The sequence below is a fragment of the Pseudomonas sp. o96-267 genome, from assembly GCF_003935465.1.
Lineage (GTDB): Bacteria > Pseudomonadota > Gammaproteobacteria > Pseudomonadales > Pseudomonadaceae > Aquipseudomonas > Aquipseudomonas sediminis.
Window position 1 is genome coordinate 77,882 of record NZ_RHQP01000016.1, and the last position, 24,990, is coordinate 102,871.

Annotated in this window: 29 protein-coding genes; 25 read left to right on the forward strand and 4 right to left on the reverse strand. The window is 62.5% G+C overall.

Annotated features, from left to right (window positions below):
- The first annotated feature begins 2 nt into the window (after positions 1-2).
- From ccoN (EGJ86_RS13060) to hemN, 14 genes are all read left to right on the forward strand, one after another.
- Positions 3-1,442 (forward strand): cytochrome-c oxidase, cbb3-type subunit I, encoded by a 1,440-nt coding sequence (gene ccoN, locus EGJ86_RS13060; protein WP_099523689.1) that lies wholly within the window; start codon positions 3-5, stop codon positions 1,440-1,442.
- The gene (ccoO, locus tag EGJ86_RS13065) at positions 1,442-2,050 is read left to right on the forward strand and encodes a cytochrome-c oxidase, cbb3-type subunit II (RefSeq protein ID WP_099523687.1); all 609 of its coding nucleotides are present in this window, start codon (positions 1,442-1,444) and stop codon (positions 2,048-2,050) included. Before ccoN (EGJ86_RS13060) ends, ccoO (EGJ86_RS13065) begins: the two co-directional genes overlap by 1 nt.
- Positions 2,051-2,055: 5 nt before the next feature.
- Complete coding sequence (locus tag EGJ86_RS13070; protein WP_125835368.1) at positions 2,056-2,235, forward strand: cbb3-type cytochrome c oxidase subunit 3; 180 nt, start codon at positions 2,056-2,058, stop codon at positions 2,233-2,235.
- Entirely contained in the window at positions 2,232-3,158 is a 927-nt protein-coding gene (gene ccoP, locus EGJ86_RS13075; RefSeq protein ID WP_125835369.1) for a cytochrome-c oxidase, cbb3-type subunit III, read from the forward strand. The genes EGJ86_RS13070 and ccoP (EGJ86_RS13075) overlap by 4 nt, the downstream gene beginning before the upstream one ends.
- Before the next feature lie 348 nt (positions 3,159-3,506).
- A complete protein-coding gene (gene ccoN, locus EGJ86_RS13080; protein ID WP_099523684.1) occupies positions 3,507-4,949 on the forward strand; it encodes a cytochrome-c oxidase, cbb3-type subunit I in 1,443 nt (480 codons plus the stop codon).
- Positions 4,949-5,557, forward strand: a complete 609-nt coding sequence (ccoO, locus tag EGJ86_RS13085; protein WP_013715226.1) for a cytochrome-c oxidase, cbb3-type subunit II — start codon at positions 4,949-4,951, stop codon at positions 5,555-5,557. Before ccoN (EGJ86_RS13080) ends, ccoO (EGJ86_RS13085) begins: the two co-directional genes overlap by 1 nt.
- A 6-nt stretch (positions 5,558-5,563) precedes the next feature.
- Entirely contained in the window at positions 5,564-5,752 is a 189-nt protein-coding gene (locus EGJ86_RS13090) for a cbb3-type cytochrome c oxidase subunit 3 (protein ID WP_099523682.1), read from the forward strand.
- Complete coding sequence (gene ccoP, locus EGJ86_RS13095; protein WP_125835370.1) at positions 5,749-6,744, forward strand: cytochrome-c oxidase, cbb3-type subunit III; 996 nt, start codon at positions 5,749-5,751, stop codon at positions 6,742-6,744. Before EGJ86_RS13090 ends, ccoP (EGJ86_RS13095) begins: the two co-directional genes overlap by 4 nt.
- Positions 6,745-6,905: 161 nt before the next feature.
- Positions 6,906-8,318, forward strand: a complete 1,413-nt coding sequence (ccoG, locus tag EGJ86_RS13100; RefSeq protein WP_074678861.1) for a cytochrome c oxidase accessory protein CcoG — start codon at positions 6,906-6,908, stop codon at positions 8,316-8,318.
- Between the two features lie 13 nt (positions 8,319-8,331).
- Positions 8,332-8,850 (forward strand): FixH family protein, encoded by a 519-nt coding sequence (locus EGJ86_RS13105; protein ID WP_125835371.1) that lies wholly within the window; start codon positions 8,332-8,334, stop codon positions 8,848-8,850.
- A gap of 8 nt (positions 8,851-8,858) precedes the next feature.
- The gene (locus EGJ86_RS13110; RefSeq protein ID WP_125835372.1) at positions 8,859-11,255 is read left to right on the forward strand and encodes a heavy metal translocating P-type ATPase; all 2,397 of its coding nucleotides are present in this window, start codon (positions 8,859-8,861) and stop codon (positions 11,253-11,255) included.
- 89 nt (positions 11,256-11,344) lie between these two features.
- Positions 11,345-11,551 carry a cbb3-type cytochrome oxidase assembly protein CcoS gene (ccoS, locus tag EGJ86_RS13115; RefSeq protein WP_125835373.1) on the forward strand — a complete coding sequence of 69 codons (207 nt, stop codon included), beginning with the start codon at positions 11,345-11,347 and terminating at the stop codon, positions 11,549-11,551.
- Positions 11,544-12,227 carry a sulfite exporter TauE/SafE family protein gene (locus tag EGJ86_RS13120; protein ID WP_125835374.1) on the forward strand — a complete coding sequence of 228 codons (684 nt, stop codon included), beginning with the start codon at positions 11,544-11,546 and terminating at the stop codon, positions 12,225-12,227. The genes ccoS and EGJ86_RS13120 overlap by 8 nt, the downstream gene beginning before the upstream one ends.
- 167 nt (positions 12,228-12,394) lie before the next feature.
- Positions 12,395-13,777, forward strand: a complete 1,383-nt coding sequence (hemN, locus tag EGJ86_RS13125) for an oxygen-independent coproporphyrinogen III oxidase (RefSeq protein ID WP_125835375.1) — start codon at positions 12,395-12,397, stop codon at positions 13,775-13,777.
- 45 nt (positions 13,778-13,822) lie between these two features.
- On the opposite strand, the gene EGJ86_RS13130 is transcribed toward hemN, so the two are convergent.
- Complete coding sequence (locus tag EGJ86_RS13130; protein ID WP_125835376.1) at positions 13,823-14,266, reverse strand: hypothetical protein; 444 nt, start codon at positions 14,264-14,266, stop codon at positions 13,823-13,825.
- A gap of 152 nt (positions 14,267-14,418) precedes the next feature.
- On the opposite strand from EGJ86_RS13130, the gene fnr reads away from it, so the two are divergent.
- From fnr to EGJ86_RS13165, 7 genes are all read left to right on the forward strand, one after another.
- Positions 14,419-15,153: a fumarate/nitrate reduction transcriptional regulator Fnr gene (gene fnr / locus EGJ86_RS13135; protein ID WP_125835377.1), complete on the forward strand. Its 735-nt coding sequence runs from the start codon at positions 14,419-14,421 to the stop codon at positions 15,151-15,153.
- A gap of 42 nt (positions 15,154-15,195) precedes the next feature.
- Positions 15,196-15,744, forward strand: a complete 549-nt coding sequence (locus EGJ86_RS13140) for an adenine phosphoribosyltransferase (RefSeq protein WP_074678877.1) — start codon at positions 15,196-15,198, stop codon at positions 15,742-15,744.
- A 92-nt stretch (positions 15,745-15,836) separates the two neighbouring features.
- The gene (locus EGJ86_RS13145; RefSeq protein ID WP_125835378.1) at positions 15,837-16,652 is read left to right on the forward strand and encodes an ion transporter; all 816 of its coding nucleotides are present in this window, start codon (positions 15,837-15,839) and stop codon (positions 16,650-16,652) included.
- Between the two features lie 206 nt (positions 16,653-16,858).
- Positions 16,859-17,695 (forward strand): metal-dependent hydrolase, encoded by an 837-nt coding sequence (locus tag EGJ86_RS13150; protein WP_125835379.1) that lies wholly within the window; start codon positions 16,859-16,861, stop codon positions 17,693-17,695.
- A 56-nt stretch (positions 17,696-17,751) separates the two neighbouring features.
- A complete protein-coding gene (locus EGJ86_RS13155; RefSeq protein WP_125835380.1) occupies positions 17,752-19,305 on the forward strand; it encodes an NAD(P)/FAD-dependent oxidoreductase in 1,554 nt (517 codons plus the stop codon).
- On the forward strand, positions 19,302-20,189 hold the full coding sequence (locus EGJ86_RS13160; RefSeq protein WP_125835381.1) for an SDR family oxidoreductase: 888 nt from the start codon (positions 19,302-19,304) through the stop codon (positions 20,187-20,189). The genes EGJ86_RS13155 and EGJ86_RS13160 overlap by 4 nt, the downstream gene beginning before the upstream one ends.
- A 199-nt stretch (positions 20,190-20,388) precedes the next feature.
- Positions 20,389-20,637, forward strand: a complete 249-nt coding sequence (locus EGJ86_RS13165; protein WP_125835382.1) for a hypothetical protein — start codon at positions 20,389-20,391, stop codon at positions 20,635-20,637.
- A 76-nt stretch (positions 20,638-20,713) separates the two neighbouring features.
- Here the strand turns inward: EGJ86_RS13165 and EGJ86_RS13170 are convergent, their stop codons facing one another.
- The 3 genes from EGJ86_RS13170 to EGJ86_RS13180 are packed head-to-tail and all read right to left on the reverse strand — an operon-like array spanning position 20,714 to position 22,344.
- On the reverse strand, positions 20,714-20,929 hold the full coding sequence (locus EGJ86_RS13170; protein ID WP_003243834.1) for a DUF3820 family protein: 216 nt from the start codon (positions 20,927-20,929) through the stop codon (positions 20,714-20,716).
- 46 nt (positions 20,930-20,975) lie between these two features.
- Positions 20,976-21,569 (reverse strand): 2-hydroxychromene-2-carboxylate isomerase, encoded by a 594-nt coding sequence (locus tag EGJ86_RS13175; RefSeq protein WP_125835383.1) that lies wholly within the window; start codon positions 21,567-21,569, stop codon positions 20,976-20,978.
- 43 nt (positions 21,570-21,612) lie between these two features.
- The gene (locus EGJ86_RS13180; RefSeq protein WP_125835384.1) at positions 21,613-22,344 is read right to left on the reverse strand and encodes an SDR family oxidoreductase; all 732 of its coding nucleotides are present in this window, start codon (positions 22,342-22,344) and stop codon (positions 21,613-21,615) included.
- Between the two features lie 89 nt (positions 22,345-22,433).
- On the opposite strand from EGJ86_RS13180, the gene EGJ86_RS13185 reads away from it, so the two are divergent.
- The 4 genes from EGJ86_RS13185 to EGJ86_RS13200 all read left to right on the forward strand — a co-directional run bounded on the left by EGJ86_RS13185 (position 22,434) and on the right by EGJ86_RS13200 (position 24,571).
- Positions 22,434-23,000 (forward strand): TetR/AcrR family transcriptional regulator, encoded by a 567-nt coding sequence (locus EGJ86_RS13185; RefSeq protein ID WP_125835385.1) that lies wholly within the window; start codon positions 22,434-22,436, stop codon positions 22,998-23,000.
- A gap of 48 nt (positions 23,001-23,048) precedes the next feature.
- Positions 23,049-23,699, forward strand: a complete 651-nt coding sequence (locus EGJ86_RS13190; protein WP_106732093.1) for a YceH family protein — start codon at positions 23,049-23,051, stop codon at positions 23,697-23,699.
- 11 nt (positions 23,700-23,710) lie between these two features.
- On the forward strand, positions 23,711-24,049 hold the full coding sequence (locus EGJ86_RS13195) for an I78 family peptidase inhibitor (RefSeq protein WP_177432834.1): 339 nt from the start codon (positions 23,711-23,713) through the stop codon (positions 24,047-24,049).
- A gap of 69 nt (positions 24,050-24,118) precedes the next feature.
- On the forward strand, positions 24,119-24,571 hold the full coding sequence (locus EGJ86_RS13200) for a MarR family winged helix-turn-helix transcriptional regulator (RefSeq protein WP_099523645.1): 453 nt from the start codon (positions 24,119-24,121) through the stop codon (positions 24,569-24,571).
- Positions 24,572-24,990 lie beyond the last annotated feature (419 nt).

Below are 24,990 nucleotides of genomic sequence, written 5' to 3' on the forward strand. Positions count from 1 at the left end.
ACATGAACACAACAACCCGTTCCGCCTACAACTACAGGGTGGTTCGCCAGTTCGCCATTATGACGGTGGTTTGGGGCATCGTCGGCATGGGACTCGGCGTATTCATCGCTGCCCAGCTGGCCTGGCCCGAACTCAACTTCAACCTACCGTGGACCAGCTTCGGCCGCCTGCGCCCGCTGCATACCAATGCGGTGATCTTCGCCTTCGGTGGCTGCGCCCTGTTCGCCACCAGTTACTACGCGGTGCAACGCACCAGCCAGACCACGCTGTTCGCACCGAAACTGGCTGCCTTCACCTTCTGGGGTTGGCAACTGGTGATCCTGCTTGCAGCCATCACCCTGCCCCTGGGCTGGACCAGCTCCAAGGAATACGCCGAACTGGAATGGCCGATCGACATCCTGATCACCATTGTCTGGGTGTCCTACGCCATCGTCTTCTTTGGCACGGTGATGCAGCGCAAGGTCAGCCACATATACGTGGGTAACTGGTTCTTCGGCGGGTTCATCCTCACCGTGGCCATCCTGCACGTGGTCAACAACCTGGAGATTCCGGTCACCCTGACCAAGTCCTACTCGCTGTATGCCGGCGCCACCGATGCGATGATCCAGTGGTGGTACGGCCATAACGCCGTGGGCTTCTTCCTCACCGCCGGCTTCCTGGGGATGATGTATTACTTCGTGCCCAAGCAGGCCGGTCGCCCGGTCTACTCCTACCGCCTCTCCATCGTCCACTTCTGGGCGCTGATCGCTGTGTACATCTGGGCCGGCCCGCACCACCTGCATTACACCGCGTTGCCGGACTGGGCACAGAGCCTGGGCATGGTGATGTCGCTGATCCTACTGGCCCCCAGCTGGGGCGGCATGATCAACGGCATGATGACCCTCTCCGGTGCCTGGCACAAACTGCGTACCGACCCAATCCTGCGCTTTCTGGTGGTGTCCCTGGCCTTCTACGGCATGTCGACCTTCGAAGGCCCGATGATGGCCATCAAGACCGTCAACGCCCTGTCCCACTACACCGACTGGACCATCGGCCACGTTCATGCCGGCGCCCTCGGCTGGGTCGCCATGGTGTCCATCGGCTCGCTGTATCACCTGATTCCGAAGGTGTTCGGTCGTGAGCAGATGCACAGCATTGGCCTGATCAACGGCCACTTCTGGCTGGCCACCATCGGCACCGTGCTCTACATCGCCTCGATGTGGGTCAACGGCATCACCCAGGGCCTGATGTGGCGCGCAGTCAACGAAGACGGCACCCTCACCTACTCCTTCGTCGAAGCGCTGGAAGCCAGCCATGTCGGCTTCGTGGTGCGGGTGATCGGCGGCGCCATCTTCTTCGCCGGCATGCTGCTGATGGCCTGGAACGTCTGGCTGACCGTACGCAGCGCGAAATCCACCGAGATGGAAGCCGCTGCGCAGTTCTCGGTAGAAGGAGCCCACTGATGAAACACGAGATTCTCGAGAAGAACATCGGCCTGATGGCCCTGGTGATGATCCTGGCGGTCAGCATCGGCGGTCTGACGCAGATCGTCCCGCTGTTCTTCCAGGACGTCACCAACGAGCCGGTGGATGGCCTCAAGCCCTACAACGCGCTGCAACTGGAAGGCCGCGACATCTACATCCGCGAAGGCTGCGTCGGCTGCCACTCGCAGATGATTCGCCCGTTCCGTGCCGAGACCGAGCGCTACGGCCACTACTCCGTCGCCGGCGAAAGCGTCTGGGATCACCCCTTCCTGTGGGGTTCCAAGCGTACCGGCCCGGACCTGGCTCGCGTCGGCGGTCGCTACTCGGACGAGTGGCATCGCGCTCACCTGTACAACCCGCGCAACGTCGTGCCGGAGTCGATCATGCCCGCCTACCCCTGGTTGGTGGAGCACGCCCTCGACGGCAAGGACACCGCCAAGAAGATGAGCGCACTGCGCACATTGGGCGTGCCCTACAGCGACGACGATATCGCCGGGGCCAGCGACGCGGTCAAGGGCAAGAGCGAGATGGATGCTCTGGTCGCCTACCTGCAGGTGCTTGGCACCGCCGTGAAGAACAAGAGGTGAGTGCCATGTTCGAGCTTATCGATATCGGCACCCTGCGCGGCATAGGCACCGCGCTGGTCCTGATCGCCTTCACCGCCGTCACCCTCTGGGCCTACAGCGGCAAACGCCGCGACGCTTTCGCCGAAGCCGCCAACCTGCCCTTCGCCGATGAGCCCAAGCCCGCCGTTTCGAGGACCCAAGCATGACCACCTTCTGGAGTTGGTACATCACCCTGCTGACCCTAGGCACCATGGTCGCCCTGTTCTGGCTGATCTTCGCCACTCGCAAGAGCGAGGTGCACAAGAGCCCGACCGAACAGACCATGGGCCATGCCTTCGATGGCATCGAGGAATATGACAACCCACTGCCGAAGTGGTGGTTCATGCTGTTCCTCGGCACCCTGGTGTTCTCCGTGGGCTACCTGCTGCTGTATCCCGGCCTGGGCAACTTCAAGGGCCTGCTGCCGGGCTATGAGGACGGTTGGACCCAGGTCAACCAGTGGCAGCGCGAGATGAACCGTGCCGATGAGCAATACGGGCCGATCTTCGCCAAATATGCCGCTATGCCCATCGAAGAAGTGGCCAAGGACGAGCGCGCGTTGAAAATGGGCGGTCGCCTGTTCGCCTCCAACTGCGCGGTTTGCCACGGCTCCGATGCCAAGGGCAGCTACGGCTTCCCCAACCTGGCCGACAGCAGTTGGCGCTGGGGCGGCGAGCCGGAAACCATCAAGACCACCATCATGCATGGCCGTATGGGCATGATGCCGGCACAAGGCCCGGTGATCGGCGAAGATGGCGTACGCAACGTCGCTGCCTACGTCCTCACCGAACTCGGTGGCCGTGAACTGCCGGACGATGCCCAGGCCGACGCAGTCGCCGGCAAGCAGATCTTCGCCACCGTATGTTCCGCCTGCCACACCCCGGCCGGCACCGGCATGCCGGCGATGGGCGCACCGAACCTGACTCAACCCAGCGCGTTCATCTACGGCAGCAGCTTCGCCCAACTGCAACAGACCATTCGCTACGGGCGCAGCGGCAACATGCCGGCTCAGGGCGACTTCCTCGGCAATGACAAGGCCCACCTGCTGGCCGCCTACGTGCTCAAGCTGAGCCAGGGCGAAAACAAGTAACCTCCCCCTGCATTACCGGCGACCGAATCGCGGTCGCCGGCCTCTCCTCACACCTGTGCGACTCAGTGTCGCACCCGCCGACCAATAGCCCTGCAATTTCCTTGATCTGGGCTAAGCTGGCTTTCAGTCGCCATCTGTCACAACTCTAAGGCGATCCTTTCTTAGCGCTGCGCAAACTGGTTGCGCCAAAAGCTGACAGAGCTGTTTCCGAGACCATTGCAAACGGCTCGCGAAAAGCCCTGAAACCCTATTCGTGTCGGCACGTTGCGTTGCAATGGCTACCTGCTTTCTACATACTTGCCGCCGATTTTTGCCCCATAAAACTCCATTAACCGTGGAACCCCTAGCATGAGCACAGCAATCAGTCAGACTGCTTATAACTATAAGGTGGTCCGCCAGTTCGCCATTATGACGGTGATCTGGGGGGTCATTGGCATGGGTCTAGGCGTGTTCATCGCCGCACAACTCGTGTGGCCGGAACTCAACCTGGGCCTGCCGTGGACGAGCTTCGGCCGTCTGCGCCCGCTGCACACCAACGCGGTGATCTTCGCCTTCGGCGGATGCGCACTGTTTGCGACCTCGTATTACGTGGTCCAGCGCACCTGTCAGACGCGCCTGATCTCCGACGGTCTGGCTGCCTTCACCTTCTGGGGCTGGCAAGCGGTCATCGTCCTGGCGGTGATCACCCTGCCGATGGGCTACACCAGCTCCAAGGAATACGCCGAGCTCGAGTGGCCGGTCGATATCCTTCTGGGCATCGTCTGGATCACCTATCTGCTGGTGTTCTTCGGCACCATCGTCAAGCGCAAGACCAAGCACATCTATGTGGGCAACTGGTTCTTCGGTGCGTTCATCCTCGTGACCGCCATGCTGCACATCGTCAACAGCGCCGCCATGCCGGTGAGCCTGTTCAAGTCGTACTCGGCTTATGCCGGCGCGACCGACGCGATGATCCAGTGGTGGTACGGCCACAACGCCGTGGGCTTCTTCTTGACCACCGGCTTCCTGGGGATGATGTACTACTTCGTACCCAAGCAGGCCGAGCGTCCGATCTACTCGTATCGCCTGTCCATCGTGCACTTCTGGGCGCTGATCACCCTGTACATCTGGGCCGGTCCGCACCACCTGCACTACACCGCACTGCCGGATTGGGCTCAGTCCCTCGGCATGGCCATGTCGGTCATCCTGCTGGCCCCGAGCTGGGGCGGCATGATCAACGGCATGATGAGCCTGTCTGGCGCCTGGCATAAGCTGCGCACCGACCCAATCCTGCGCTTCTTGGTGGTCTCCCTGGCCTTCTACGGCATGTCGACCTTCGAAGGCCCGATGATGGCCATCAAGACCGTCAACGCCCTGTCGCACTACACCGACTGGACCATCGGCCACGTGCACGCCGGCGCCCTCGGCTGGGTTGCGATGATCTCTATCGGCTCGCTGTATCACCTGCTGCCGAAAGTATTCGGTCGCGAGCAGATGCACAGCATCGCCCTGATCAACACCCACTTCTGGCTGGCTACCATCGGTACCGTGCTGTACATCGCCTCGATGTGGGTCAACGGCATCACTCAGGGTCTGATGTGGCGCGCAGTCAACGAAGACGGCACCCTCACTTACTCCTTCGTCGAAGCCCTTGAAGCCAGCCATGCAGGCTATGTCGTACGCATGATCGGCGGCGCCTTCTTCGTGACCGGCATGCTGCTGATGGCCTACAACACCTTCCGCACCGTGCGTGCCGCCAAGCCGGCTGAATACGAAGCGGCTGCGCAGATTCCCGCCGGAGTAGCTCACTGATGAAACACGAAATCATCGAGAAGAATATCGGCCTGATGGCGCTGCTGATGGTGATTGCCGTCAGCATCGGCGGCCTGACCCAGATCGTCCCGTTGTTCTTCCAGGACGTTACCAATGAGCCGGTGGAAGGCCTCAAGCCCTACACCGCGATGCAGCTGGAAGGTCGCGACATCTACATCCGTGAAGGCTGCGTCGGCTGCCACTCGCAGATGATCCGCCCGTTCCGCGCCGAAACCGAGCGCTACGGCCACTACTCCGTCGCCGGCGAAAGCGTCTGGGATCACCCCTTCCTTTGGGGCTCCAAGCGTACCGGTCCGGACCTGGCCCGCGTTGGCGGTCGTTACTCGGACGAGTGGCATCGTGCCCACCTCTACAACCCGCGCAACGTCGTGCCTGAGTCGAAGATGCCTGCCTACCCGTGGCTGGTGGAAAACAAGCTCGACGGTCGCGACACCGCCAAGAAGATGGAAGTCATGCGTGGCTTCGGCATCCCCTACACCGACGAAGATATCGCCGGTGCTCGCGATGCAGTGAAAGGCAATACCGAAATGGACGCGCTGGTTGCGTATCTCCAGGTTCTCGGTACTTCCATCAAGAACAAACGGTAAGACGCTATGGACATCGGGATAATTCGCGGCATCGGCACGGCGGTCGTTTTCATCGCCTTCATTGGCGTGGTGCTCTGGGCCTACAGCAGCAAGCGCAAATCGAGCTTCGACGAAGCAGCCAACCTGCCCTTCGCCGACGATCCCAAGCCCGAGTCCAAGCGCGATCAAGACTCTTCCAGGAGCAATAACCAATGACCACGTTCTGGAGTTGGTACGTAACCATTCTGTCTCTGGGCACCATCTTCGCCCTGACCTGGCTGATCTTCGGCACCCGCAAGGGCCAGCGCCAGGAAACCACCGAAGAGACCGTCGGCCACAGCTTCGACGGCATCGAGGAGTATGACAACCCGCTGCCGAAGTGGTGGTTCATGCTGTTCGTCGCGACCATCATCTTCGCCCTTGGCTACCTCGCCCTGTACCCGGGCCTGGGTAACTGGAAAGGCCTGCTGCCGGGCTACGACTACGTCGACAGCGAGAAGGAAACGCCTTTCGCTGCTGGTGTACAGATCGCTGACGGCTCCATGCGTCACACCGGCTGGACCGGTGTGCACCAGTGGGAAAAGGAAATGGCGCGCGCCGATGAGCAGTACGGTCCGCTGTTCGCCAAATACGCCGCCATGCCGATCGAGGAAGTGGCCAAGGACGAGCAAGCCCTGAAAATGGGTGGTCGTCTGTTCGCTTCCAACTGCTCGGTCTGCCACGGCTCCGACGCCAAGGGCAGCTACGGCTTCCCCAACCTGACCGACAACGAATGGCGCTGGGGCGGCGAGCCGGAAACCATCAAGACCACCATTCTCAAGGGTCGTCAGGGTGCCATGCCGGCTCAAGGCCCGGCCATTGGCGAAGACGGCGTACGCAACGTCGCCGCCTACGTGCTGACCGAGCTGGCTGGTCGCGAACTGCCGGAAGGCGTGGAAGCCGATATCGAAGCGGGCCAGAAGGTCTTCGCCGGCACCTGCTTCGCCTGCCATGGCGCAGACGGTAAGGGCATGGCCGTCATGGGCGCGCCGAACCTGACCAACCCGGCTGCGTTCATCTACGGCAGCAGCTACGCACAACTGCAGCAGAGCATCCGCTACGGTCGTCACGGCAACATGCCGGCCCAGGAAGAATTCCTCGGCAATGACAAGGTGCACCTGCTGGCTGCCTACGTGTACAGCCTGTCGCACAAGGCACAAGAGCAGTAATCGCATAACGACTCTTTTGACAAGGGTCAATGAACGCCCGGGTCGCGACCGCTGGTCGCACCCGGGCGTTGTCTTTCAGGCGTACCATATAGCTACCGTGAATTGACCCTGACCGGCACGTATCGGCCCGGGCTGCCACTCAACCGCTTTGGTATGCATTGATGAGCGAACAGATTCCCGTCCAGGACGTCACCCCTCCTTCTGCCAAGAACGCCAGCGTCGATCTCTACGCCAGCCGTGAAAAGATCTATACCCGCGCGTTCACTGGCCTGTTTCGTAATCTGCGACTCGCTGGCGGCGCCCTCCTCTTCCTGCTGTTCTTCGGCACGGTGTGGCTGAGCTGGAACGGCCGTCAAGCGGTCTGGTGGAACCTCCCCGAACGCAAGTTCCACATTTTCAGTGCCACCTACTGGCCGCAGGACTTCATGCTGCTGTCGTGGCTGCTGATCATCTGCGCCTTCGGCCTGTTCTTCATCACCGTGTTCGCCGGTCGCGTCTGGTGCGGTTATACCTGCCCACAGAGTGTCTTCACCTGGGTATTCATGTGGGCGGAGAAGGTCACCGAGGGTGACCGCAACCAGCGCATGAAGCTGGACAAACAACCCATAAGCGGCAAGAAACTGGGACGCAAGGCGGCCAAGCACGGCATCTGGATAGGTGTGTCGCTGCTGACTGCGATCACCTTCGTCGGCTACTTCACGCCGATTCGCGACCTGGTCATCGAGATATTCACCGGTGAAGCCAGCGGTTGGGCCTATTTCTGGATCGGCTTCTTCACCCTCGCCACCTATGGCAACGCTGGCTACCTGCGCGAGCAGGTGTGCATCTATATGTGCCCCTATGCGCGCTTTCAGAGCGTGATGTTTGACCAGGACACCCTGATCGTTTCCTACGACCCGCGCCGCGGCGAATCACGCGGACCGCGCAAGAAGGACGCCGACTACAAGGCGCAGGGTCTCGGCGACTGTATCGACTGCAAGATGTGCGTACAGGTCTGCCCCACCGGCATCGACATCCGCGATGGCTTGCAGATCGAGTGCATCGGCTGCGCCGCCTGCATCGACGCCTGCGACGACATCATGGACAAGATGAACTACCCCAAGGGGCTGATCAGCTACACCACTGAACACAACCTGTCTGGCCGCAAGACCCACCTGCTGCGCCCGCGCCTGATCGGGTACGCTGTCGCGCTGGTCGCCATGATCGGCCTGTTCGCCTGGGCCGTGGCCAATCGCCCGCTGGTGGAGCTGGACGTGCTCAAGGACCGCGTGCTGTTTCGTGAGAACGAGCGCGGCCACATCGAGAACGTCTACACCCTGAAGATCATGAACAAGGCGCAGCGTGACATGACCTACGTGATCACCGCCGACGGTCTCGACGGCCTGGTCTACGAAGGCAAGCGCGAAGTGCGGGCCCTGGCTGGCGAGGTGTATTCCTTCCCGGTCGAGCTGTCCATCGCACCGGAGAAGCTGCCGTCGAGCGCCAACAACATCGTCTTCCACGTACAATCCGCGGATGACCCCAGTATCAAGAACGACGCCGACAGCCGCTTCATCGGCCCAAGCGTCCGCTGACAACGGAAACGACATGTCCGAGCAAACCCCATCGCCAGTCAAACCCTGGTACAAGCAGTTCTGGCCCTGGTTCATCCTGTTCCTGTTGGGCTACTCGGTGGTGCAGGGCCTGACCCTGCTCACCATCGCCACCAAGAATCCGCCAGGGCTGATCTCCGACGACTACTACGACGTCGGCAAGGGCATCAACCAGTCACTGGAACGCGAGAAGCTGGCCGAGCGCCTGCAACTGCATGGCGAGCTGGTGCTGGACAACACCACCGGCGTCGCCACCCTGTTGCTGGAGGGCAATAGCAAACCGCAGCAGATCGTCCTCAACCTGATCTCGCCGACCCAGCCGGAGCGCGACCGCCGCGTGATCCTGCAACCGGCGGCTGACGGCCAGTACCGTGGACAGATGGTCGATGAAGTCAGCGGTCGCCGCTTCGTCGAGTTGCTCGGCCAGGAAGGCAGCCAGAACTGGCGCCTGTTCGAGGAAGAAAACATCACCGGTGGCCAGACCATCATGATCGGTGACAACCCCTCCTACTGACCCAGCCGATGCCCACCCCCACTCCCTGCTATCACTGCGGCCTGCCGGTGCCCGCCGGCAGCCAGTTCCGTGCCGACGTGCTCGGCCAGACCCGCGAAATGTGCTGCCCCGGCTGCCAGGCCGTGGCCGAAGCCATCGTCGCCGGCGGCCTGGAGCATTACTACAGCCACCGCAGCGAGAACGCCGCCAACCCGCAGGCACTGCCCGCCGCACTGCCTGACGAACTGGCGCTGTACGACCGCAGTGATGTGCAGCAACCCTTCGTCCAGCACGAGGGCGAACTGAGCGAAACCCAGTTGTTGATCGAAGGCATCAGCTGCGCCGCCTGCGGCTGGCTGATCGAAAAGCATCTGCGCGGCGTACCGGGCGTGGCAGAAGCGCACTTGAACCTGTCCAATCACCGCCTGCAGGTGCGTTGGCAGGACAGCCAGATCGCGCTGAGCAAGCTGCTCGCCGAACTGCGCCGCATCGGCTACGCCGCGCACCCCTGGCGCGCCGACGAGGCCGCCGAGCGCATGGCCGCAGAAAATCGCCGACGCATGCGCGAGCTGGGCGTGGCCGGCCTGCTGTGGATGCAGGTGATGATGGCGACCATGGCCACCTGGCCGGAATTCAACATCGACCTGTCCCCCGAGCTGGACAAGATCCTGCGCTGGACCAGCCTGTTCCTCACCACCCCCATCGTCTTCTACTGCTGCGGGCAGTTCTTCCGTGGCGCCCTGCGCGACCTGCGCACCCGTCACCTGACCATGGACGTCTCGGTCTCGCTGGCCATCGGCGGCGCCGACGTCGCCGGCATCTGGTCGACCATCACCGGCCAGGGCGAACTGTATTTCGATGCCGTAGGCATGTTCGCGCTGTTCCTGCTCGCCGGCCGCTATCTGGAGCGCCGTGCGCGAGAACGCACCGCCGCTGCTACCTCGCAGCTGGTCAAGCTGTTGCCGGCCTCCTGTCTGCGCCTGGACGCCGATGGCCAGAGCCAGCGCATCCTGCTCAGCGAATTACGAGAAGGTGAGCAGGTGCTGGTGCAGCCCGGCTCGCTGATTCCAGCCGACGGGCGCATCCTTGCCGGCCAATCCAGCGTCGATGAGTCATTGCTCACTGGCGAATACCTGCCGCTGGCACGCGGCATCGGCGACAGCGTCACTGCTGGCACACTGAATGTCGAAGGCCCACTGACCGTCGAAGTGCAGGCCCTCGGTGATGCCACTCGCCTGTCGGCCATCGTGCGCCTGCTGGATCGCGCGCAAAGCGAGAAGCCGCGCCTGGCGGAAATCGCCGACCGCGTGTCGCAGTGGTTCCTGCTGTTCATCCTGATCGCCGCTGCCGTGGTCGGTTTCGCCTGGTGGGAAATCGATTCCAGTCGCGCCTTCTGGGTCGTGCTCGCCCTGCTCGTGGCTACCTGCCCCTGCGCCCTGGCACTGGCCACCCCAACCGCGTTGACCACCGCCACCGGCACCCTGCACAAGCTGGGCATGCTGTTGACGCGCGGCCATGTACTCGAGGGTCTCAACCAGATCGACACCCTGGTGCTGGACAAGACCGGCACGCTGACCGAAGGCCGCCTGACGCTCAAGGCCATCCACCCGCTGCGCGATCTTGACGAAGGCAGTTGCCTGGCGCTGGCCGCCGCGCTGGAGAACCGCTCGGAGCACCCCATTGCCCGTGCGTTCAGTCAGGCACCTCGCGCTGCGCAATCCGTCGACAGTCATCCTGGCCAGGGCCTGCAGGGTAGCGTCGATGGCCGCCTGCTACGCATTGGCGAGGCCAGCTTCGTCTGCACCCTGAGCGGCCAGCCCGTGCCACCGATTGCCAGCGAGCACGGCCAATGGCTGCTGCTGGGCGATGAGCAGGGGCCACTGGCCTGGTTCGTCCTCGACGATCGCCTGCGCGAAGACGCGCCAGATCTGATCGCCGCAGCGCGCGCGCGGGGCTGGAACATTCACCTGCTTTCCGGCGACAGCTCGCCGATGGTGGGCGAAGTCGCCCGCCAGTTGGGCATAGACGACGCCCGGGGTGGACTGACCCCGGATGCCAAACTGACGGTGCTCAAGCAGTTGCACGGCGAAGGGCGTCGCGTGCTGATGCTCGGCGATGGCGTCAACGACGTACCGGTACTGGCCGCTGCCGACATCAGCGTGGCCATGGGTTCGGCGTCCGACCTGGCGAAAACCAGCGCCGACGCCGTGTTGCTGTCGAATCGTCTGGGCAGCCTGGTCGATGGCCTGAAACTGGCCAAGCGCACGCGCCGCATCATCATCGAGAACCTGGCCTGGGCGACGCTGTACAATGGCCTGGTACTGCCCTTCGCCGCTCTGGGCTGGATCACCCCGATCTGGGCCGCCGTGGGCATGTCGCTCAGCTCGCTACTGGTGGTGCTCAACGCGCTGCGCCTGAGCAGATAAGCTGCAAGCAAGCGTAGCCCGAACATCTAGGAGCGAGCTCTGCTCGCGAGCAGAGCTCGCTTCTACCCAGACGCAACCACGGAGACCGCATGTCCGCCCTCTATATTCTGATCCCCGTTGCCATCGGCCTGGTCGGCTTCGCCATCTGGCTGTTCTTCTGGGCGGTGGACAGCGGTCAGTACGACGATCTCGACGGCCCTGCACACAGCATTCTGTTCGACGACGAAGATCCGCTGCACAAGGCCGGCATCGAGCAGGCCGAGGAGCACAGCAAGTCGGGCAAACCTGATGCTTGAACTGGCACCGCTGCTGGTGTCGGCGCTGATTCTCGGCCTGCTCGGTGGCGGCCATTGCCTGGGCATGTGCGGCGGCCTGATGGGCGCGCTGACCCTGGCGATTCCGCCCGAGCAACGCGGCAGGCGTCTGCAACTGCTGCTGGCCTACAACCTCGGGCGCATTCTCAGCTATAGCCTGGCAGGCTTGCTCCTCGGCCTGGCCGGCTGGGCCATTGCCGGCAGTAAAGCCGAGGTGGTCATGCGCACGCTGGCGGCGCTGCTGCTGATCGCCATGGGTCTGTATCTGGCTGGCTGGTGGAGCGGGCTGACGCGTATCGAAGCGCTGGGCCGCGGTTTGTGGCGGCATATCCAGCCGCTGACGCGGCGCTTTATGCCGGTCACAAGCGTCCCGAAGGCAGTGGTGCTAGGCGGTCTCTGGGGCTGGCTGCCGTGCGGGCTGGTCTACAGCACGCTGCTGTGGGCTTCCAGCCAGGGCAATGCGGTCAACAGCGCCCTGCTGATGCTGGCATTCGGCCTGGGTACCTGGCCGGTGCTGCTGGCCACCGGGCTGGCCGCTGAGCGCATCACCGCGCTGCTGCGCAAGCGCGGCATTCGCATGGCAGGCGGCCTGCTGGTCATCCTGTTCGGCATCTGGACCCTGCCTGGTTCCCACCAGCACTGGCTGATGGGCCACTGACACCTAGCCCGGATGCAATCCGGGGATGCTCTGCAGGTTTCCCCGGATTGCATCCGGGCTACGCAGCGATAACGTATCCGATGCCCCACGCGCCCTTGATTCATGTCAAGGCCGCCACCCACGCGCATCCCTAGACTGGCCACACAGCCTGTCCAGGATTATTTCCCATGCTCGACACCATCCAGTGGGATGCCGACCTGATCCGCCGTTACGATCTCGCCGGCCCGCGCTACACCTCCTACCCGACCGCCGTACAGTTCCACGACGATATCGGCCCGTTCGACCTGCTGCATGCGCTACGCGACAGCCGCAAGGCCGGACGCCCGCTGTCGCTCTACGTGCACGTGCCGTTCTGCGCACACATCTGCTACTACTGCGCCTGCAACAAGGTCATCACCAAGGACCGTGGTCGCGCCCTGCCCTATCTGGAAAAGCTCGAACGGGAAATCGAGATCATCAGTCGCTACGTCGACAGGACCCAGCCGATCGAGCAGTTGCACTTTGGTGGCGGCACACCGACCTTCCTCAGCCACGACGAACTGCGCCGTCTGATGCAGCACCTGCGCCAGCACTTCAACCTGCTGGATGACGACTCCGGCGACTACAGCATCGAGATCGACCCGCGCGAGGCCGACTGGTCGACCATGGGCCTGCTGCGCGAACTGGGTTTCAACCGCGTCAGCCTCGGCGTGCAGGATCTCGACCCCGAGGTGCAGCGCGCGGTCAACCGCCTGCAGACCCTGGAGGAAACCCGCGCCATCGTCGAGGCAGCGCGCACCCTGCAGTTCCGTTCGGTGAACATCGACCTGATCTACGGCCTGCCCAAGCAGACGCCGGAACGCTTCGCCCGCACCGTGGCCGAGGTCATCGCCCTGCAGCCGGATCGCCTGTCGCTGTTCAACTACGCGCACCTGCCGGAACGTTTCATGCCGCAACGCCGCATCAGTTCCGACGATCTGCCGAGTCCGGCAGACAAACTGGCCATGCTGCAGAACAGCATCGAGCAACTGACGCGCGCCGGGTATCGCTATATCGGCATGGACCACTTCGCCCTGCCCGATGACGAGCTGGCCATCGCCCAGGAGGAAGGCACGCTGCAACGCAACTTCCAGGGCTATACCACCCATGGCCATTGCGACCTGATCGGCCTGGGCGTCTCTGCCATCAGCCAGATCGGCGACCTGTACAGCCAGAACGACAGCGATATCGCCAGCTATCAGCAAACCCTGGGCAACGGCCAGCTGGCGACGCGCCGCGGCCTGCACTGCAATGCCGACGACCGCCTGCGCCGCGCCGTTATCCAGCAGTTGATCTGCCACTTCGAACTACGCTTCGCCGACATCGAACAGGCCCACGACGTGGTATTCCGTGATTACTTCGAGGCGCTCTGGCCAGAGCTTGAGCAGCTCCACCGCGATGGGCTGATCGAACTGAGTGCAGAAGGGATTCAGGTGCGGCCGGCCGGACGCCTGCTGGTGCGCTCGCTGTGCATGCTGTTCGACCGCTATCTCAACGACCAGGTGCGCCAGCGCTTCTCGCGGGTGATCTGAACAGGTCCGCCCCGTGACGGATGCACGTCGTCACGGGGCACTGCCTCAACTCATCGCCAACGTGGTGGCGGCCTGCATCTGCTCGCTGGAAAGACCATTCTCACGCATCAGCTTGATCAGGTTGGCGTTGGCCGTCGTCAGTGCGCTGTTGAGCGAAGCGAGCTCGGTCTGCAGCCCCTCGATCTGCTGACGCTTGGCCTCGGCATCCAGGCTCTGATCACTCATGATCGCGTCGATCTGTGCCTGTTTCTCGGCGATCTGCGCACGTAGCTCGCGGATCATCTTGAGCAGATCCTTGATCGCCTTGGGCAGATCGCTGTTGTCGATGTCCTCGTTCTTGTCGGACTTGGCCGACATGCTCTTGCCCAACTCGGACAGGCTCACACGCAGCCCCTCGCGCATCTCCTCCGGGGTCTTCTCGACTGCGGTTAATTGTCGCTGAACACCCTGGACCAGATTATTCAGCGGCCCGCTGGATGATATGCGCATCGCAATGCTCCCTGCGTTGGACTATGGTTCTACAGTCTAATCGGCACCCCAGGGCTAAACTTGAGCGCTCGGTCAGCCTTTATATGACTGGCTGACACCCGAGCCCTGCGGTACCCTTACGAACATTGCGTGTATATCTGGGAAACCCAACGATGTCCGAGAGCATCAAGCTGCGTACGCAGCATCAAGCCCATTGCAAGGATTGCAGCCTGGCAAGCCTGTGCCTGCCCATTTCCCTGAACCTGGAGGACATGGACGCGCTCGACGACATCGTCAAGCGCGGCCGCCCGCTGAAAAAAGGCGAGTTCCTGTTCCGTCAGGGCGACACCTTCGGTTCCGTGTTCGCCGTGCGCTCCGGTGCGCTGAAGACCTTCAGCCTGAGCGATGGCGGTGAGGAACAGATCACCGGCTTCCATCTGCCCAGCGAGCTGGTCGGCCTGTCCGGCGTCGACGGCGAACGCTATCCGGTTTCCGCGCAGGCGCTGGAAACCACTTCGGTCTGCGAGATTCCCTTCGAGCGCCTCGACGACCTGGCTCTGCAGCTACCACAACTGCGCCGTCATCTGATGCGTATCATGAGCCGTGAAATCCGTGACGATCAGCAGATGATGCTGTTGCTGTCGAAGAAGACCGCCGACGAACGTATCGCCACCTTCCTGGTCAACCTCTCCGCCCGCTTCCGCGCACGCGGCTTCTCGGCCAACCAGTTCCGCCTGGCCATGTCGCGCAACGAAATTGGTAACTATTTGGGCCTTGCGGTCGAGACGGTGTCTCGCGTATTTACCCGCTTCCAACAGAACAAGCTGCTCGAAGCCGAAGGCAAGGAAGTGCACATCCTCGACCCAATCGAGCTGTGTGCTCTGGCCGGCGGCAATCTCGACGTTTGAGTTCGCACGATTTTCGCGGGCTCAAGGCATTAGGACCCCACGATGATCTTTGACGAATTCAGCATCAAGACCCTGATCCGCCCGGTACCGGACTTCCCCAAGCCGGGCGTCATCTTTCGCGACATCACCCCGCTGTTCCAATCACCGCGCGCCCTGCGCATGGTTGCCGACAGCTTCATCCAGCGCTACGTCGAAGCCGAGTTCAGCCATATCGGCGCCATGGACGCGCGCGGTTTCCTGATCGGTTCGATCATCGCCTACGAATTGAACAAACCCCTGGTGCTGTTTCGCAAGCAGGGCAAACTGCCCGCCGACGTACTCAGCGAGGCCTACCAGACAGAATATGGCGAAGCCTTCCTCGAAGTGCACAGCGACAGTCTCTGCGAAGGCGACTCGGTGCTGATCTTCGATGACCTGATCGCCACCGGTGGCACCCTGATCGCTGCTGCCAACCTGGTGCGGCGCATGCGCGCGACGGTCTTCGAGGCCGCCGCGATCATCGACCTGCCTGAGCTGGGCGGCTCGCAGAAACTGCAGGACGCCGACATCCCCACCTTCACGCTGACAGCCTTCGCCCTCGGCGATCACTGAGCAGAAACACCTGCCAGCCGGCCGACACGGAAGTGGGTTCTTGATTCAGCCGGGCAATGCCCGGCATCACCGATAACCTTGATCAGACTCCCATGCACGAACTCGAACTGAACCCATCCAGCGACTGGCGTCAGCGCCTGGGCGCCCTCATGGACGGCGCCACCATGCAGCGCCTGGTAACCCTGCTGATCATCATCAATGCCGTCATCCTCGGCCTGCAGACCTCACCGTCGATCATGGCCGACTGGGGTACGCCGCTGCTGATCCTCGATACCTTCATCCTCACCTGCTTCGTCACCGAGCTGGCGCTGCGCTTCACCGCCCGCGGCATCGGCCTGCTGCGCGATCCCTGGGCGGTATTCGACTGCCTCGTCGTCGGTATTGCCCTGGTACCGGCCAGCGGCCCCTTCGCCGTGCTGCGTGCCTTGCGCGTGCTGCGGGTACTGCGACTGGTGTCGATCAATCCGAGCATGCGCAAGGTGGTGCAGGCGCTGCTCGCTTCGCTACCCGGCATGGGCAGCATCGTCATGCTGATGGGGCTGGTGTTCTATGTCGCCGCGGTGATGGCCACCCAGCTGTTCGGTGAAAGCTTCCCCGAGTGGTTCGGTAACATCGGCGCCAGCCTGTACACCCTGTTCCAGGTGATGACGCTGGAAAGCTGGTCGATGGGCATCGTGCGCCCGGTAATGGAACAGCATCCGCTGGCCTGGCTGTTCTTCGTGCCCTACATCCTCGTCGCGACATTCATGATGCTCAACCTGTTCATCGCCGTTATCGTCAACGCGATGCAGAGCACCCACGAGCCAAATGCCGAGGAACAGGCCGCAGCAGCTCGCGAACAGGCGATTCTCGACGAGCTGCGCGCACTGCGCAGCGAAGTGGCCGAGCTTCGCCGTAACGCGCCGTAAACCGCTCCATCAACGCATCCGCCGCGTCTAGCGCGGCGGGTTGCGTACCCTCTCCCCTGACACCTGCCCATCAGACCCGCCTTAAGTTGGCGGCGCGCAGCGCCCGCACGCCCGATAGTTACATCGTTCAATGACACGATCGCTCGTGTCGCCCAGAGCCGCATAACCAATCGGGAGCACCCGCTCCCCATGAGAGGACTCGAACGATGAGCGCCAGTGCCACCCTGCCCCAGCCGAACCCCAGCTTTCCGGTGCGTCGCATGGACTTCAGTTTCAGCGAGACACCGAAATACTGGTTCTACGACGACCCCTTCATGAGCCAATTCATGAACAACCTGTCGTCGCTGTTCCCCTACGGCGAGAAGTTCTTCGTCGACAGCGTGCGTGCCGTGCGCGACCAGGTCAGCGAGCCGCAACTGAAGAAGGACATCAGCGCCTTCATCGGCCAGGAGGCCATGCACTCCAAGGAGCACGCGGCCTACAACGACTACGCCAAAAAGCATGATATCGACTTGGAGCGCCTGGAGCTGCGCACCAAGGTATTGCTCGAGTGGACGACTCGCTTCAGTACCAAGAAACAACGCCTGGCAGCCACCTGCGCACTGGAGCACTTCACCGCGACCATGGCCGAGCAGTTGCTCAAGCGCGAAGACCTCACCACCCAGATGAACGATCCGAAGCTTTACCAACTGTGGATGTGGCACGCCATCGAAGAGAGCGAGCACAAGGCCGTGTGCTACGACGTCTACCAGAAGGTCTACGGCGGCTACTTCACCCGCACGCTGGTGATGATGCTGACCACCGTGATGTTTCTCGGCGTGATCGGCTGGTTCCAGATTCACCTGCTGCGCAAGGACGGTCAGTTGTTCAACTGGCGCAGCTGGGGCTTCGGCCTGAAGAAGCTGTTCGGCCCGCGTAATGGCTTCTTCACCAGGCTGCTCGGTCCGTACCTGGACTACTACCGCCCCGGCTTCCATCCCAAGGATCACGACACCGAGAATCTGGAAAACCGCTGGCGCGAGCGCCTCGGCTTCGGCAACTGATGTCACTTGGCGTACAGATATAGACACCAACAAGAACGACAAGCAGGAGTTCGGTCATGAATGCGCCCGTTTCCCCCCCTACCGCTGCCCGCCATTGCAAGATTGCCATCCTCGGCAGCGGCTTCTCCGGCCTCGGCATGGCCATCCGTCTCAAGCAGCAGGGCGAGCAGGACTTCCTGCTGTTCGAAAAGGAAGCCGGCGTCGGCGGCACCTGGCGGGTGAACAACTACCCGGGTTGCGGCTGCGACGTACAATCGCACTTGTACTCCTTTTCCTTCGAGCCCAACCCGAACTGGACGCGAATGTTCGCCAGGCAGCCGGAAATCAAGGCCTACCTGGAGGGCTGCTGGGAAAAGTACCGCCTGCAGGACAAAACCTTGCTGGAGACCGAAGTGGTGCAGATGCGCTGGGACGAGCACGCCGAGCTGTGGCATCTGCAGGACCGCGCCGGCAACCACTACAGCGCGCAGTTCGTGGTCTCCGGCATGGGCGCCCTGTCCACCCCATCGATTCCCAAGCTCAAGGGCCTGGAGCACTTCTGCGGCGAGGTCTTCCACTCGCAGCAGTGGAATCACGACTATGACCTGACCGGCAAGCGCGTGGCGGTGATCGGCACCGGCGCCTCGGCGATCCAGTTCGTGCCGCAGATCCAGCAGCAGGTGGCGCGCCTCGATCTCTACCAGCGCACCGCGCCGTGGATCATGCCCAAGCCCGATCGCGCCATTCGCGATGGCGAACGCACGCGCTTCAAGCGCTTTCCGCTGGCGCAGAAGCTTTGGCGCGGCGCGCTGTACGGCATCCTCGAAAGCCGGGTAATCGCCTTCGCCTTCGCCCCGCGCCTGCTACGCATGGCCCAGGGCATCGCCAGGCTGTACATCAAGAAGCAGATCAAGGACCCGGTGCTGCGCGCCAAGGTCACCCCGGACTACACCATGGGCTGCAAGCGCGTGCTGATCTCCAATGACTACTATCCGGCGCTGACCCAGGCCAATGTCGAGGTGATCACCGACGGAATCGCCGAAATTCTGCCGCACGGTGTACGCACCTCCGATGGTCAGGAGCGTGAAGTGGATGCCATCATCTTCGGCACCGGCTTCACCCCCAGCGACCCGCTGCCGCGCGGCGCGGTGTTCGGTCGCGGCGGTGTCGATCTGCTCGATACCTGGCCCGAAGGCCCGGAAGCCTACAAGGGCACCATGACCGCTGGCTTCCCCAATCTGTTCTTCCTCATGGGGCCGAACACCGGCCTGGGCCACAACTCCATGGTCTACATGATCGAGTCGCAGATCACCTATGTGCTCGGTGCCCTCAAGCAGCTCGAAGAAGGCCGGCTGCAGAGCCTGGAGCCCAAGCGCGAGGCGCAGGACGCCTTCAATCGCAAGATCCAGGGCACCCTCGGCAGCACTGTATGGAACTCGGGCGGGTGCATGAGCTGGTACCTGCACCCGGTCAGCGGGCGCAACTGCACGGTGTGGCCGGGCTTCACCTGGCGCTATCGCATGCTGACGCGCCAGTTCGATCCGCACGCCTATCACTTCAGCCGCAAGCACGCCGCTCACCCGGCGCAGAGCAACGCCCTCACCCTCGATGTGCAGGAGGTCAGCGCATGAAATCCTTCGAGAACAAGGTAGCCGCCATCACCGGCGCCGGCTCCGGTATCGGCCGCGCCCTCGCCTATCACCTGGCGCGCCAGGGCTGCCGCCTGGCGCTGTCCGACGTCAATGTCGAAGGTCTCCAGGAAACCGTCGAGCAGGCCCGCAAGCTCGGCGTCACCGTCAGCGGACAACGCGTCGACGTCGCCGACCGTGCCGCCGTCGAGGCCTGGGCGGAGCAGATCATCAGCGAGTTCGGTCGGGTCAACGCCATCTTCAACAATGCCGGCGTGGCGCAGGGCGGCACCGTGGAAGGCAACGACCACGCCGACTATGAATGGATCATGAATATCAACTTCTGGGGCGTGGTCAACGGCACCAAGGCCTTCCTGCCCTATCTCAAGGCGGCAGGCCAGGGTCACGTGATCAATGTATCCAGCGTGTTCGGCCTGTTCTCCCAGCCCGGCATGAGCGCCTATAACGCCAGCAAGTTCGCCGTGCGCGGCTTTACCGAGTCGCTGCGCCAGGAGCTGGACATGGCCGATTGCGGGGTTTCCGCCAGCTGCGTGCATCCGGGTGGTATCAAGACCAACATCGCCAAGACAGCGCGGATGAACGACAGCCTGGCCAAGGTCACCGGCCAGGAAGCCGAGCAGGCGCGCCAGCAGTTCAATGACCAGTTGCTGCGCACCACGCCGGAACAGGCGGCCAAGGTCATCGTCAATGGAGTGCTGGCCAACAAACGGCGCATTCTGATCGGTACCGATGCCCACGCCCTGGACTGGATGCAGCGCAGCATGCCGGCACTGTACCAGCGCCTGGTGACCGTCTCGATGCGCCTGGCGGCGCGTTTTGCACCGAAACGGAGAAATGCGGACAAGGTGCGCGAGGCCACCGAGTAGGGTCGCCCGAAGCAACCCCACAGGGCCGGCCAATGCCGGCCCTGTACGTTTGTCGGGCAACGCTCGCAAGCGCGGCACCTGGGCTAAGGTAAGGAAACAGACGCACCACTCATCCCCGCGGCGCCGCTACCGGCTCCCGGCTGGAACCTCGGTGTAGCGTCGACGCCGAGGGCGGCGCCTTGGTCTACGAGGTGGCCTCATGAGCGCGCTTACCTGTACCCACCGCGATCACGTCATTCATGCCAGCGTCATGGAGCATCCCGGCCTGCCCACACCCTGGGCCGGCGGATGCCAGATCACCGACCCCGACGGCAATACCAGCAAACGCCAGCCATTACCGGTGGATTACGCCTTCATGGATGACCTGCACAAGGCCCAGCACGCCTCCATCGCCCATGGCAAATGGCTGGTGGATCAGAAGCTGGATCACGGTCGCAACTGGCATTGAGGGCACCCCAGACGCAGGGGCGTAGCCCGGCTGGAATCCGGGAGAGATCGGCAATTGCCCCCGGATTGCATCCGGGCTACGAACGGTCGCGCAACGGATCGAGCAAGGGTTTGAGGCCGTTGTGATCGATCTCCTGCATCAGCGCCAACAGCTGGCCCAGCTCACCCTTGGGAAAGCCCGTGCGGGCGAACCAGTTGAGGTAGTGCCCCGGCAGATCGGCGATCAGCCGATCCTTGTACTTGCCGTAGGGCATGCGGCGGGTCACCAGGAGTTTCAGTGCTTCGGGGTTCATCGGTTGCTCGAGTGGCCGGAAAATGATCCGGCCATTGTGCCAGGCCTCAGTTGATCAATGCTTCACGCACGAAATCCAGACGATCCTGGCCGAAGAACATCTCCCCATCCACGAAACAGGTCGGCGCACCAAATACACCGCGTTTGGCTGCCTCCTCGGTCGTCGCCTTGAGCGCGCCCTTTACCGCCGGTTCGACGATTTGCGCCTGCAGAGCGGCCGCATCAAAACCAGCGGCGACCAGCACGCCTGCCACCGTGGTCGGATCGCCCATGTTCACCCCGTCGACCCAGATCGCCCGGAACAGCGCCTGCAAGGCATCTTCGAAGCGCTCCGGCTGATGCAGTTGAACGGCCACCAGCAAACGCATCAGCGTCAGGGTATTGATCGGAAAATGCGGGTTGAAGCGCATCGGCACGCCATAGCGCTCGGCAAAGCGCGCCAGGTCGCGAATCATGTAGCGCCCCTTGGCCGGAATCATCGCCGGCGAGGCATTGCCGGTGGCCTGGAACACGCCGCCGAGCAGCATTGGCCGATAGACCAGTTCAGCGCCCGCGTCGCGACACAGATCAGGTAGCTGGGTATGGGCCAGGTAGGACGCAGGGCTGCCCAGATCGAAGAAGAACTCCACCGTCTTGCTCATCAGTTTCACTCGCTCGTTATTGTGATTATGCGCTCTGCGCAGACTACCAGCGCTCCATCCAAGGCCGCAGGTCCAGCTCGAAGGTCCAGGCATCGCGCGGCTGTGCGTGCACGAACCAGTAGCTGTCGGCGATATGCTCGGGATCGAGAATGCCATCCTGCTCCTTCCTGGCGTACAGCTCGGGAAAGCTGTCGCGGATGAAGGCGGTATCGATGGCACCATCCACCACGACATGAGCGACATGAATGTTCAGCGGCCCCAGCTCGCGCGCCATGCTCTGCGCCAGCGCACGGATGCCGTGCTTGGCCCCGGCGAACGCAGCAAACCCGGCAGCACCGCGCAAACCCGCAGTGGCGCCAGTGAACAAAATGGTGCCACGGCCGCGGCCGACCATGCGTCTGGCCACCGCCTGACTGGTCAGGAAGCCGGAGAAGCAGGCCATTTCCCAGATCTTGAAGTACTTGCGCGCGGTTTCCTCGAGGATGCTGCAGGACACGTTGGCGCCGATATTGAACACCATGACCTCGATGGGGCCGATGTCACGCTCGATGTTCTCGACCAATTCAGCCACCTGCTCCTCACGCCGTGCATCGGACGCGAAACCGTGCGCCTCACCGCCCTCGCCGCGGATTTCCTCCAGCAGCGGTTGCAGTTTGTCCAGGCTACGACGGGTGACGCAGGCGACATACCCCTCACGGGCGAACCGCCGGGCGATGGCTCCGCCCGTGGCGTCACCGGCGCCAATGATCAACGCGACTTTCTTGTTTTCGTTCATGGCTTTCTCCATTGACTAACGATCGTTAGCTGAACGAACGTTATGCTATGCTTTCGGGCAGGTCAACCCAGCATAGAACGGAGTCATCCATGCGTTATTCCGCCGAACACAAGGCCGAAACCCGCGAGCGCCTGCTCGCCAGCAGCGGCGCGATTGCCAAGCAACAAGGTTTTGCCGTGACCGGCGTGGATACGCTGATGAAGACCATCGGTCTGACCGGCGCGGCCTTCTACAGCCACTTTCCGAGCAAGGACGACCTGTTCGCTGAACTGATCGAACGCGAGCTGCGTAACAGCCTGAGCCGGCTTGGCGGCGAAGCGGGTGACGCCGGGCGCGACAAGCTGCAACGCTGCCTGGCGGCCTATCTCAGCCTGGCGCATGTCGAACAACCGGATAAAGGTTGCGTGCTGCCTGCCCTGGGCGCGGAGATCGCCCGTGCCGATGAACGCGTTCGGCTGTGTACCGAGCAGCAGATCCTGCAGCTGCAGAACACCTGGGCCGAGATCATCGGCGACCCGCAACTGGCCTGGACGATTCTCGCGCAATGCCTCGGCAGCCTGCTGCTGGCACGCATGATGGCCAGCGAGGAAACGCGCCAGCAGGTACTCGGCGCCAGCCTGGACATGCTCGAACACACATTGAAGCCTGTCAGCTGAGCGCGGATGCCGTTAACCTAGGCAGGTTCTTCCTGCCAGGATCGATCCATGTCGCACACCCCATCCCCGCTGGTTGGTGAAACTCCGCTGCACGCTGTCGAGGTGCGCATCCTCGGCTGCTTGATCGAAAAGCAACTGACCACGCCGGAAACCTACCCGCTGACGCTCAATGCCGTGCAACTGGCCTGCAACCAGAAGACCAGCCGCGAACCGCTGATGAACCTGGAAACCGGAGAAGTCGGGCGCTACCTGCGCAGCCTCGAAGGTCGCCAGCTGGTGCACCTGGTGATGGGCAGCCGTGCCGATCGCTGGGAACAGCGTTGCGACAAGCATCTGGAGTTGGTCAAGCCACAGACGGTGCTACTCGGCCTGCTAATGCTGCGTGGCCCGCAAACGCTCAACGAGCTGCTCACGCGCAGCAACCGCATGCACGACTTCGACGATGTCGCAGAAGTCCAGCATCAACTGGAGCGCCTGATCGGTCGCGGGCTGGCCCTGCTGCTGCCTCGCCAAAGCGGTCAGCGCGAGGATCGCTACATGCATCTGCTCGGCGAGCCTGCCGATCTGGAGAGCCTCCTGGCGAGCCGCCCAGCTGCTCGCGGGGAGGCTGCGGCACCTAACGAAGATCGACTGGTCGAACTGGAAGCGCGCATCGCAGCGCTGGAAGAACGCCTGGCACGCCTAGAAGGCGCGCAATGACCGCTACACCTATGGAAAAGGAGCCCAACGCGTTGAACTTCAATACTCGTTTCAGCCTGATTCTCACCGCTGCACTGCTCGCCGTCGGCTGCAGCAGCAACGCCGAGAAGCCGACCTCCGCAGCCGCACCGAGCGGCGCAACGCCGGATAGCTGCACCTCGTCCGCTGCCGAACACTTCAAAGGCCAGGCCGCGACGCCCGAACTGCTCGAGCAGGCACGCCAGCAAGCCGGAGCCAGCACCGCCCGCATTCTCACGCCCGACAGCGTGGTGACCTTGGAATACAATGGGCAACGCCTTAACCTCAACGTCGATGATCAGCGAATGATCACCCGCGTATCCTGCGGCTGAGTCACCAGAGGTGCGGGTTGCCCGCACCACTTGCCGACAACGCCAACCACCCTTGCACAGGCCAATGCCATGACCTCCCAAGTGGAACCCTGCGCCGAGCTGATGCTGGATAACCAGCTGTGCTTCGCCCTCTATTCCACCTCGCTGATGATGACCAAGACCTACAAGCCCCTGCTGCAGGCGCTCGGTCTCACCTATCCGCAATACCTGGCCATGCTGGTGCTGTGGGAAAACGAGGGCATCACCGTCAGCGAGATCAGCGCACGCATGCTGACCGATCCGGGCTCATTGACACCTCTGCTCAAGCGCCTGGAAAGCGAAGGCCTGTTGCAACGCCAGCGCAGCAGTCAGGATGAACGTGTGGTGCAGCTGTACCTGACCGACAAAGGTCGCGCCCTGCACGAACAAGCCAAAGCATTGCCTGCCTGCATCCTCAAGGCTTCAGCGTTGAGTGTGGAACAGTTGAGCAAGCTGCGTGATGACCTGATCGAATTACGCGGCCACCTGCAAGACGCCCTCTGACGCCTGGCGATGCCAGTCATCGCCTGCTCCCGCAGAACCCTGGCCCTTTCCCTCTTTGGGCGAAACGCCGCGTGCGTCGTACCCAGCGACCTCACTGTGTATACGCGCCCACTCAAGCCCAACCAATGCTGAGCTGTAGCAGCCTCTGAATCGGGCAAATTCCCCCTAGTGTCGTCCGTAAGGCATGGATACATCCCTTGCCGGCCGTGCTTATTCCTGAAAATCAAATCCCTATAACAAAATCTTCCATACATTTATCTTGCGCGCTAATGTTTTGCGCAATATAGTTCGCCCCATGGAAATGGTTAGCGCACAAAAGGTTAGCAAGCCAATCCATCCCTGACTCACCGACAAGGATCAATGCCATGACTATCGAAAACGTTCTCTACCGTGCAACCGCTGAAGCCTTTGGTGGCCGT

What these genes read in the sequence shown, in the direction of transcription:
- ccoN (WP_099523689.1), top strand. Translation starts at nt 3, where the DNA reads ATGAACACAACAACCCGTTCCGCCTACAACTACAGGGTGGTTCGCCAG.
- ccoO (WP_099523687.1), top strand. Translation starts at nt 1,442, where the DNA reads ATGAAACACGAGATTCTCGAGAAGAACATCGGCCTGATGGCCCTGGTG.
- EGJ86_RS13070 (WP_125835368.1), top strand. Translation starts at nt 2,056, where the DNA reads ATGTTCGAGCTTATCGATATCGGCACCCTGCGCGGCATAGGCACCGCG.
- ccoP (WP_125835369.1), top strand. Translation starts at nt 2,232, where the DNA reads ATGACCACCTTCTGGAGTTGGTACATCACCCTGCTGACCCTAGGCACC.
- ccoN (WP_099523684.1), top strand. Translation starts at nt 3,507, where the DNA reads ATGAGCACAGCAATCAGTCAGACTGCTTATAACTATAAGGTGGTCCGC.
- ccoO (WP_013715226.1), top strand. Translation starts at nt 4,949, where the DNA reads ATGAAACACGAAATCATCGAGAAGAATATCGGCCTGATGGCGCTGCTG.
- EGJ86_RS13090 (WP_099523682.1), top strand. Translation starts at nt 5,564, where the DNA reads ATGGACATCGGGATAATTCGCGGCATCGGCACGGCGGTCGTTTTCATC.
- ccoP (WP_125835370.1), top strand. Translation starts at nt 5,749, where the DNA reads ATGACCACGTTCTGGAGTTGGTACGTAACCATTCTGTCTCTGGGCACC.
- ccoG (WP_074678861.1), top strand. Translation starts at nt 6,906, where the DNA reads ATGAGCGAACAGATTCCCGTCCAGGACGTCACCCCTCCTTCTGCCAAG.
- EGJ86_RS13105 (WP_125835371.1), top strand. Translation starts at nt 8,332, where the DNA reads ATGTCCGAGCAAACCCCATCGCCAGTCAAACCCTGGTACAAGCAGTTC.
- EGJ86_RS13110 (WP_125835372.1), top strand. Translation starts at nt 8,859, where the DNA reads ATGCCCACCCCCACTCCCTGCTATCACTGCGGCCTGCCGGTGCCCGCC.
- ccoS (WP_125835373.1), top strand. Translation starts at nt 11,345, where the DNA reads ATGTCCGCCCTCTATATTCTGATCCCCGTTGCCATCGGCCTGGTCGGC.
- EGJ86_RS13120 (WP_125835374.1), top strand. Translation starts at nt 11,544, where the DNA reads ATGCTTGAACTGGCACCGCTGCTGGTGTCGGCGCTGATTCTCGGCCTG.
- hemN (WP_125835375.1), top strand. Translation starts at nt 12,395, where the DNA reads ATGCTCGACACCATCCAGTGGGATGCCGACCTGATCCGCCGTTACGAT.
- EGJ86_RS13130 (WP_125835376.1), bottom strand. Translation starts at nt 14,266, where the DNA reads ATGCGCATATCATCCAGCGGGCCGCTGAATAATCTGGTCCAGGGTGTT.
- fnr (WP_125835377.1), top strand. Translation starts at nt 14,419, where the DNA reads ATGTCCGAGAGCATCAAGCTGCGTACGCAGCATCAAGCCCATTGCAAG.
- EGJ86_RS13140 (WP_074678877.1), top strand. Translation starts at nt 15,196, where the DNA reads ATGATCTTTGACGAATTCAGCATCAAGACCCTGATCCGCCCGGTACCG.
- EGJ86_RS13145 (WP_125835378.1), top strand. Translation starts at nt 15,837, where the DNA reads ATGCACGAACTCGAACTGAACCCATCCAGCGACTGGCGTCAGCGCCTG.
- EGJ86_RS13150 (WP_125835379.1), top strand. Translation starts at nt 16,859, where the DNA reads ATGAGCGCCAGTGCCACCCTGCCCCAGCCGAACCCCAGCTTTCCGGTG.
- EGJ86_RS13155 (WP_125835380.1), top strand. Translation starts at nt 17,752, where the DNA reads ATGAATGCGCCCGTTTCCCCCCCTACCGCTGCCCGCCATTGCAAGATT.
- EGJ86_RS13160 (WP_125835381.1), top strand. Translation starts at nt 19,302, where the DNA reads ATGAAATCCTTCGAGAACAAGGTAGCCGCCATCACCGGCGCCGGCTCC.
- EGJ86_RS13165 (WP_125835382.1), top strand. Translation starts at nt 20,389, where the DNA reads ATGAGCGCGCTTACCTGTACCCACCGCGATCACGTCATTCATGCCAGC.
- EGJ86_RS13170 (WP_003243834.1), bottom strand. Translation starts at nt 20,929, where the DNA reads ATGAACCCCGAAGCACTGAAACTCCTGGTGACCCGCCGCATGCCCTAC.
- EGJ86_RS13175 (WP_125835383.1), bottom strand. Translation starts at nt 21,569, where the DNA reads ATGAGCAAGACGGTGGAGTTCTTCTTCGATCTGGGCAGCCCTGCGTCC.
- EGJ86_RS13180 (WP_125835384.1), bottom strand. Translation starts at nt 22,344, where the DNA reads ATGAACGAAAACAAGAAAGTCGCGTTGATCATTGGCGCCGGTGACGCC.
- EGJ86_RS13185 (WP_125835385.1), top strand. Translation starts at nt 22,434, where the DNA reads ATGCGTTATTCCGCCGAACACAAGGCCGAAACCCGCGAGCGCCTGCTC.
- EGJ86_RS13190 (WP_106732093.1), top strand. Translation starts at nt 23,049, where the DNA reads ATGTCGCACACCCCATCCCCGCTGGTTGGTGAAACTCCGCTGCACGCT.
- EGJ86_RS13195 (WP_177432834.1), top strand. Translation starts at nt 23,711, where the DNA reads ATGGAAAAGGAGCCCAACGCGTTGAACTTCAATACTCGTTTCAGCCTG.
- EGJ86_RS13200 (WP_099523645.1), top strand. Translation starts at nt 24,119, where the DNA reads ATGACCTCCCAAGTGGAACCCTGCGCCGAGCTGATGCTGGATAACCAG.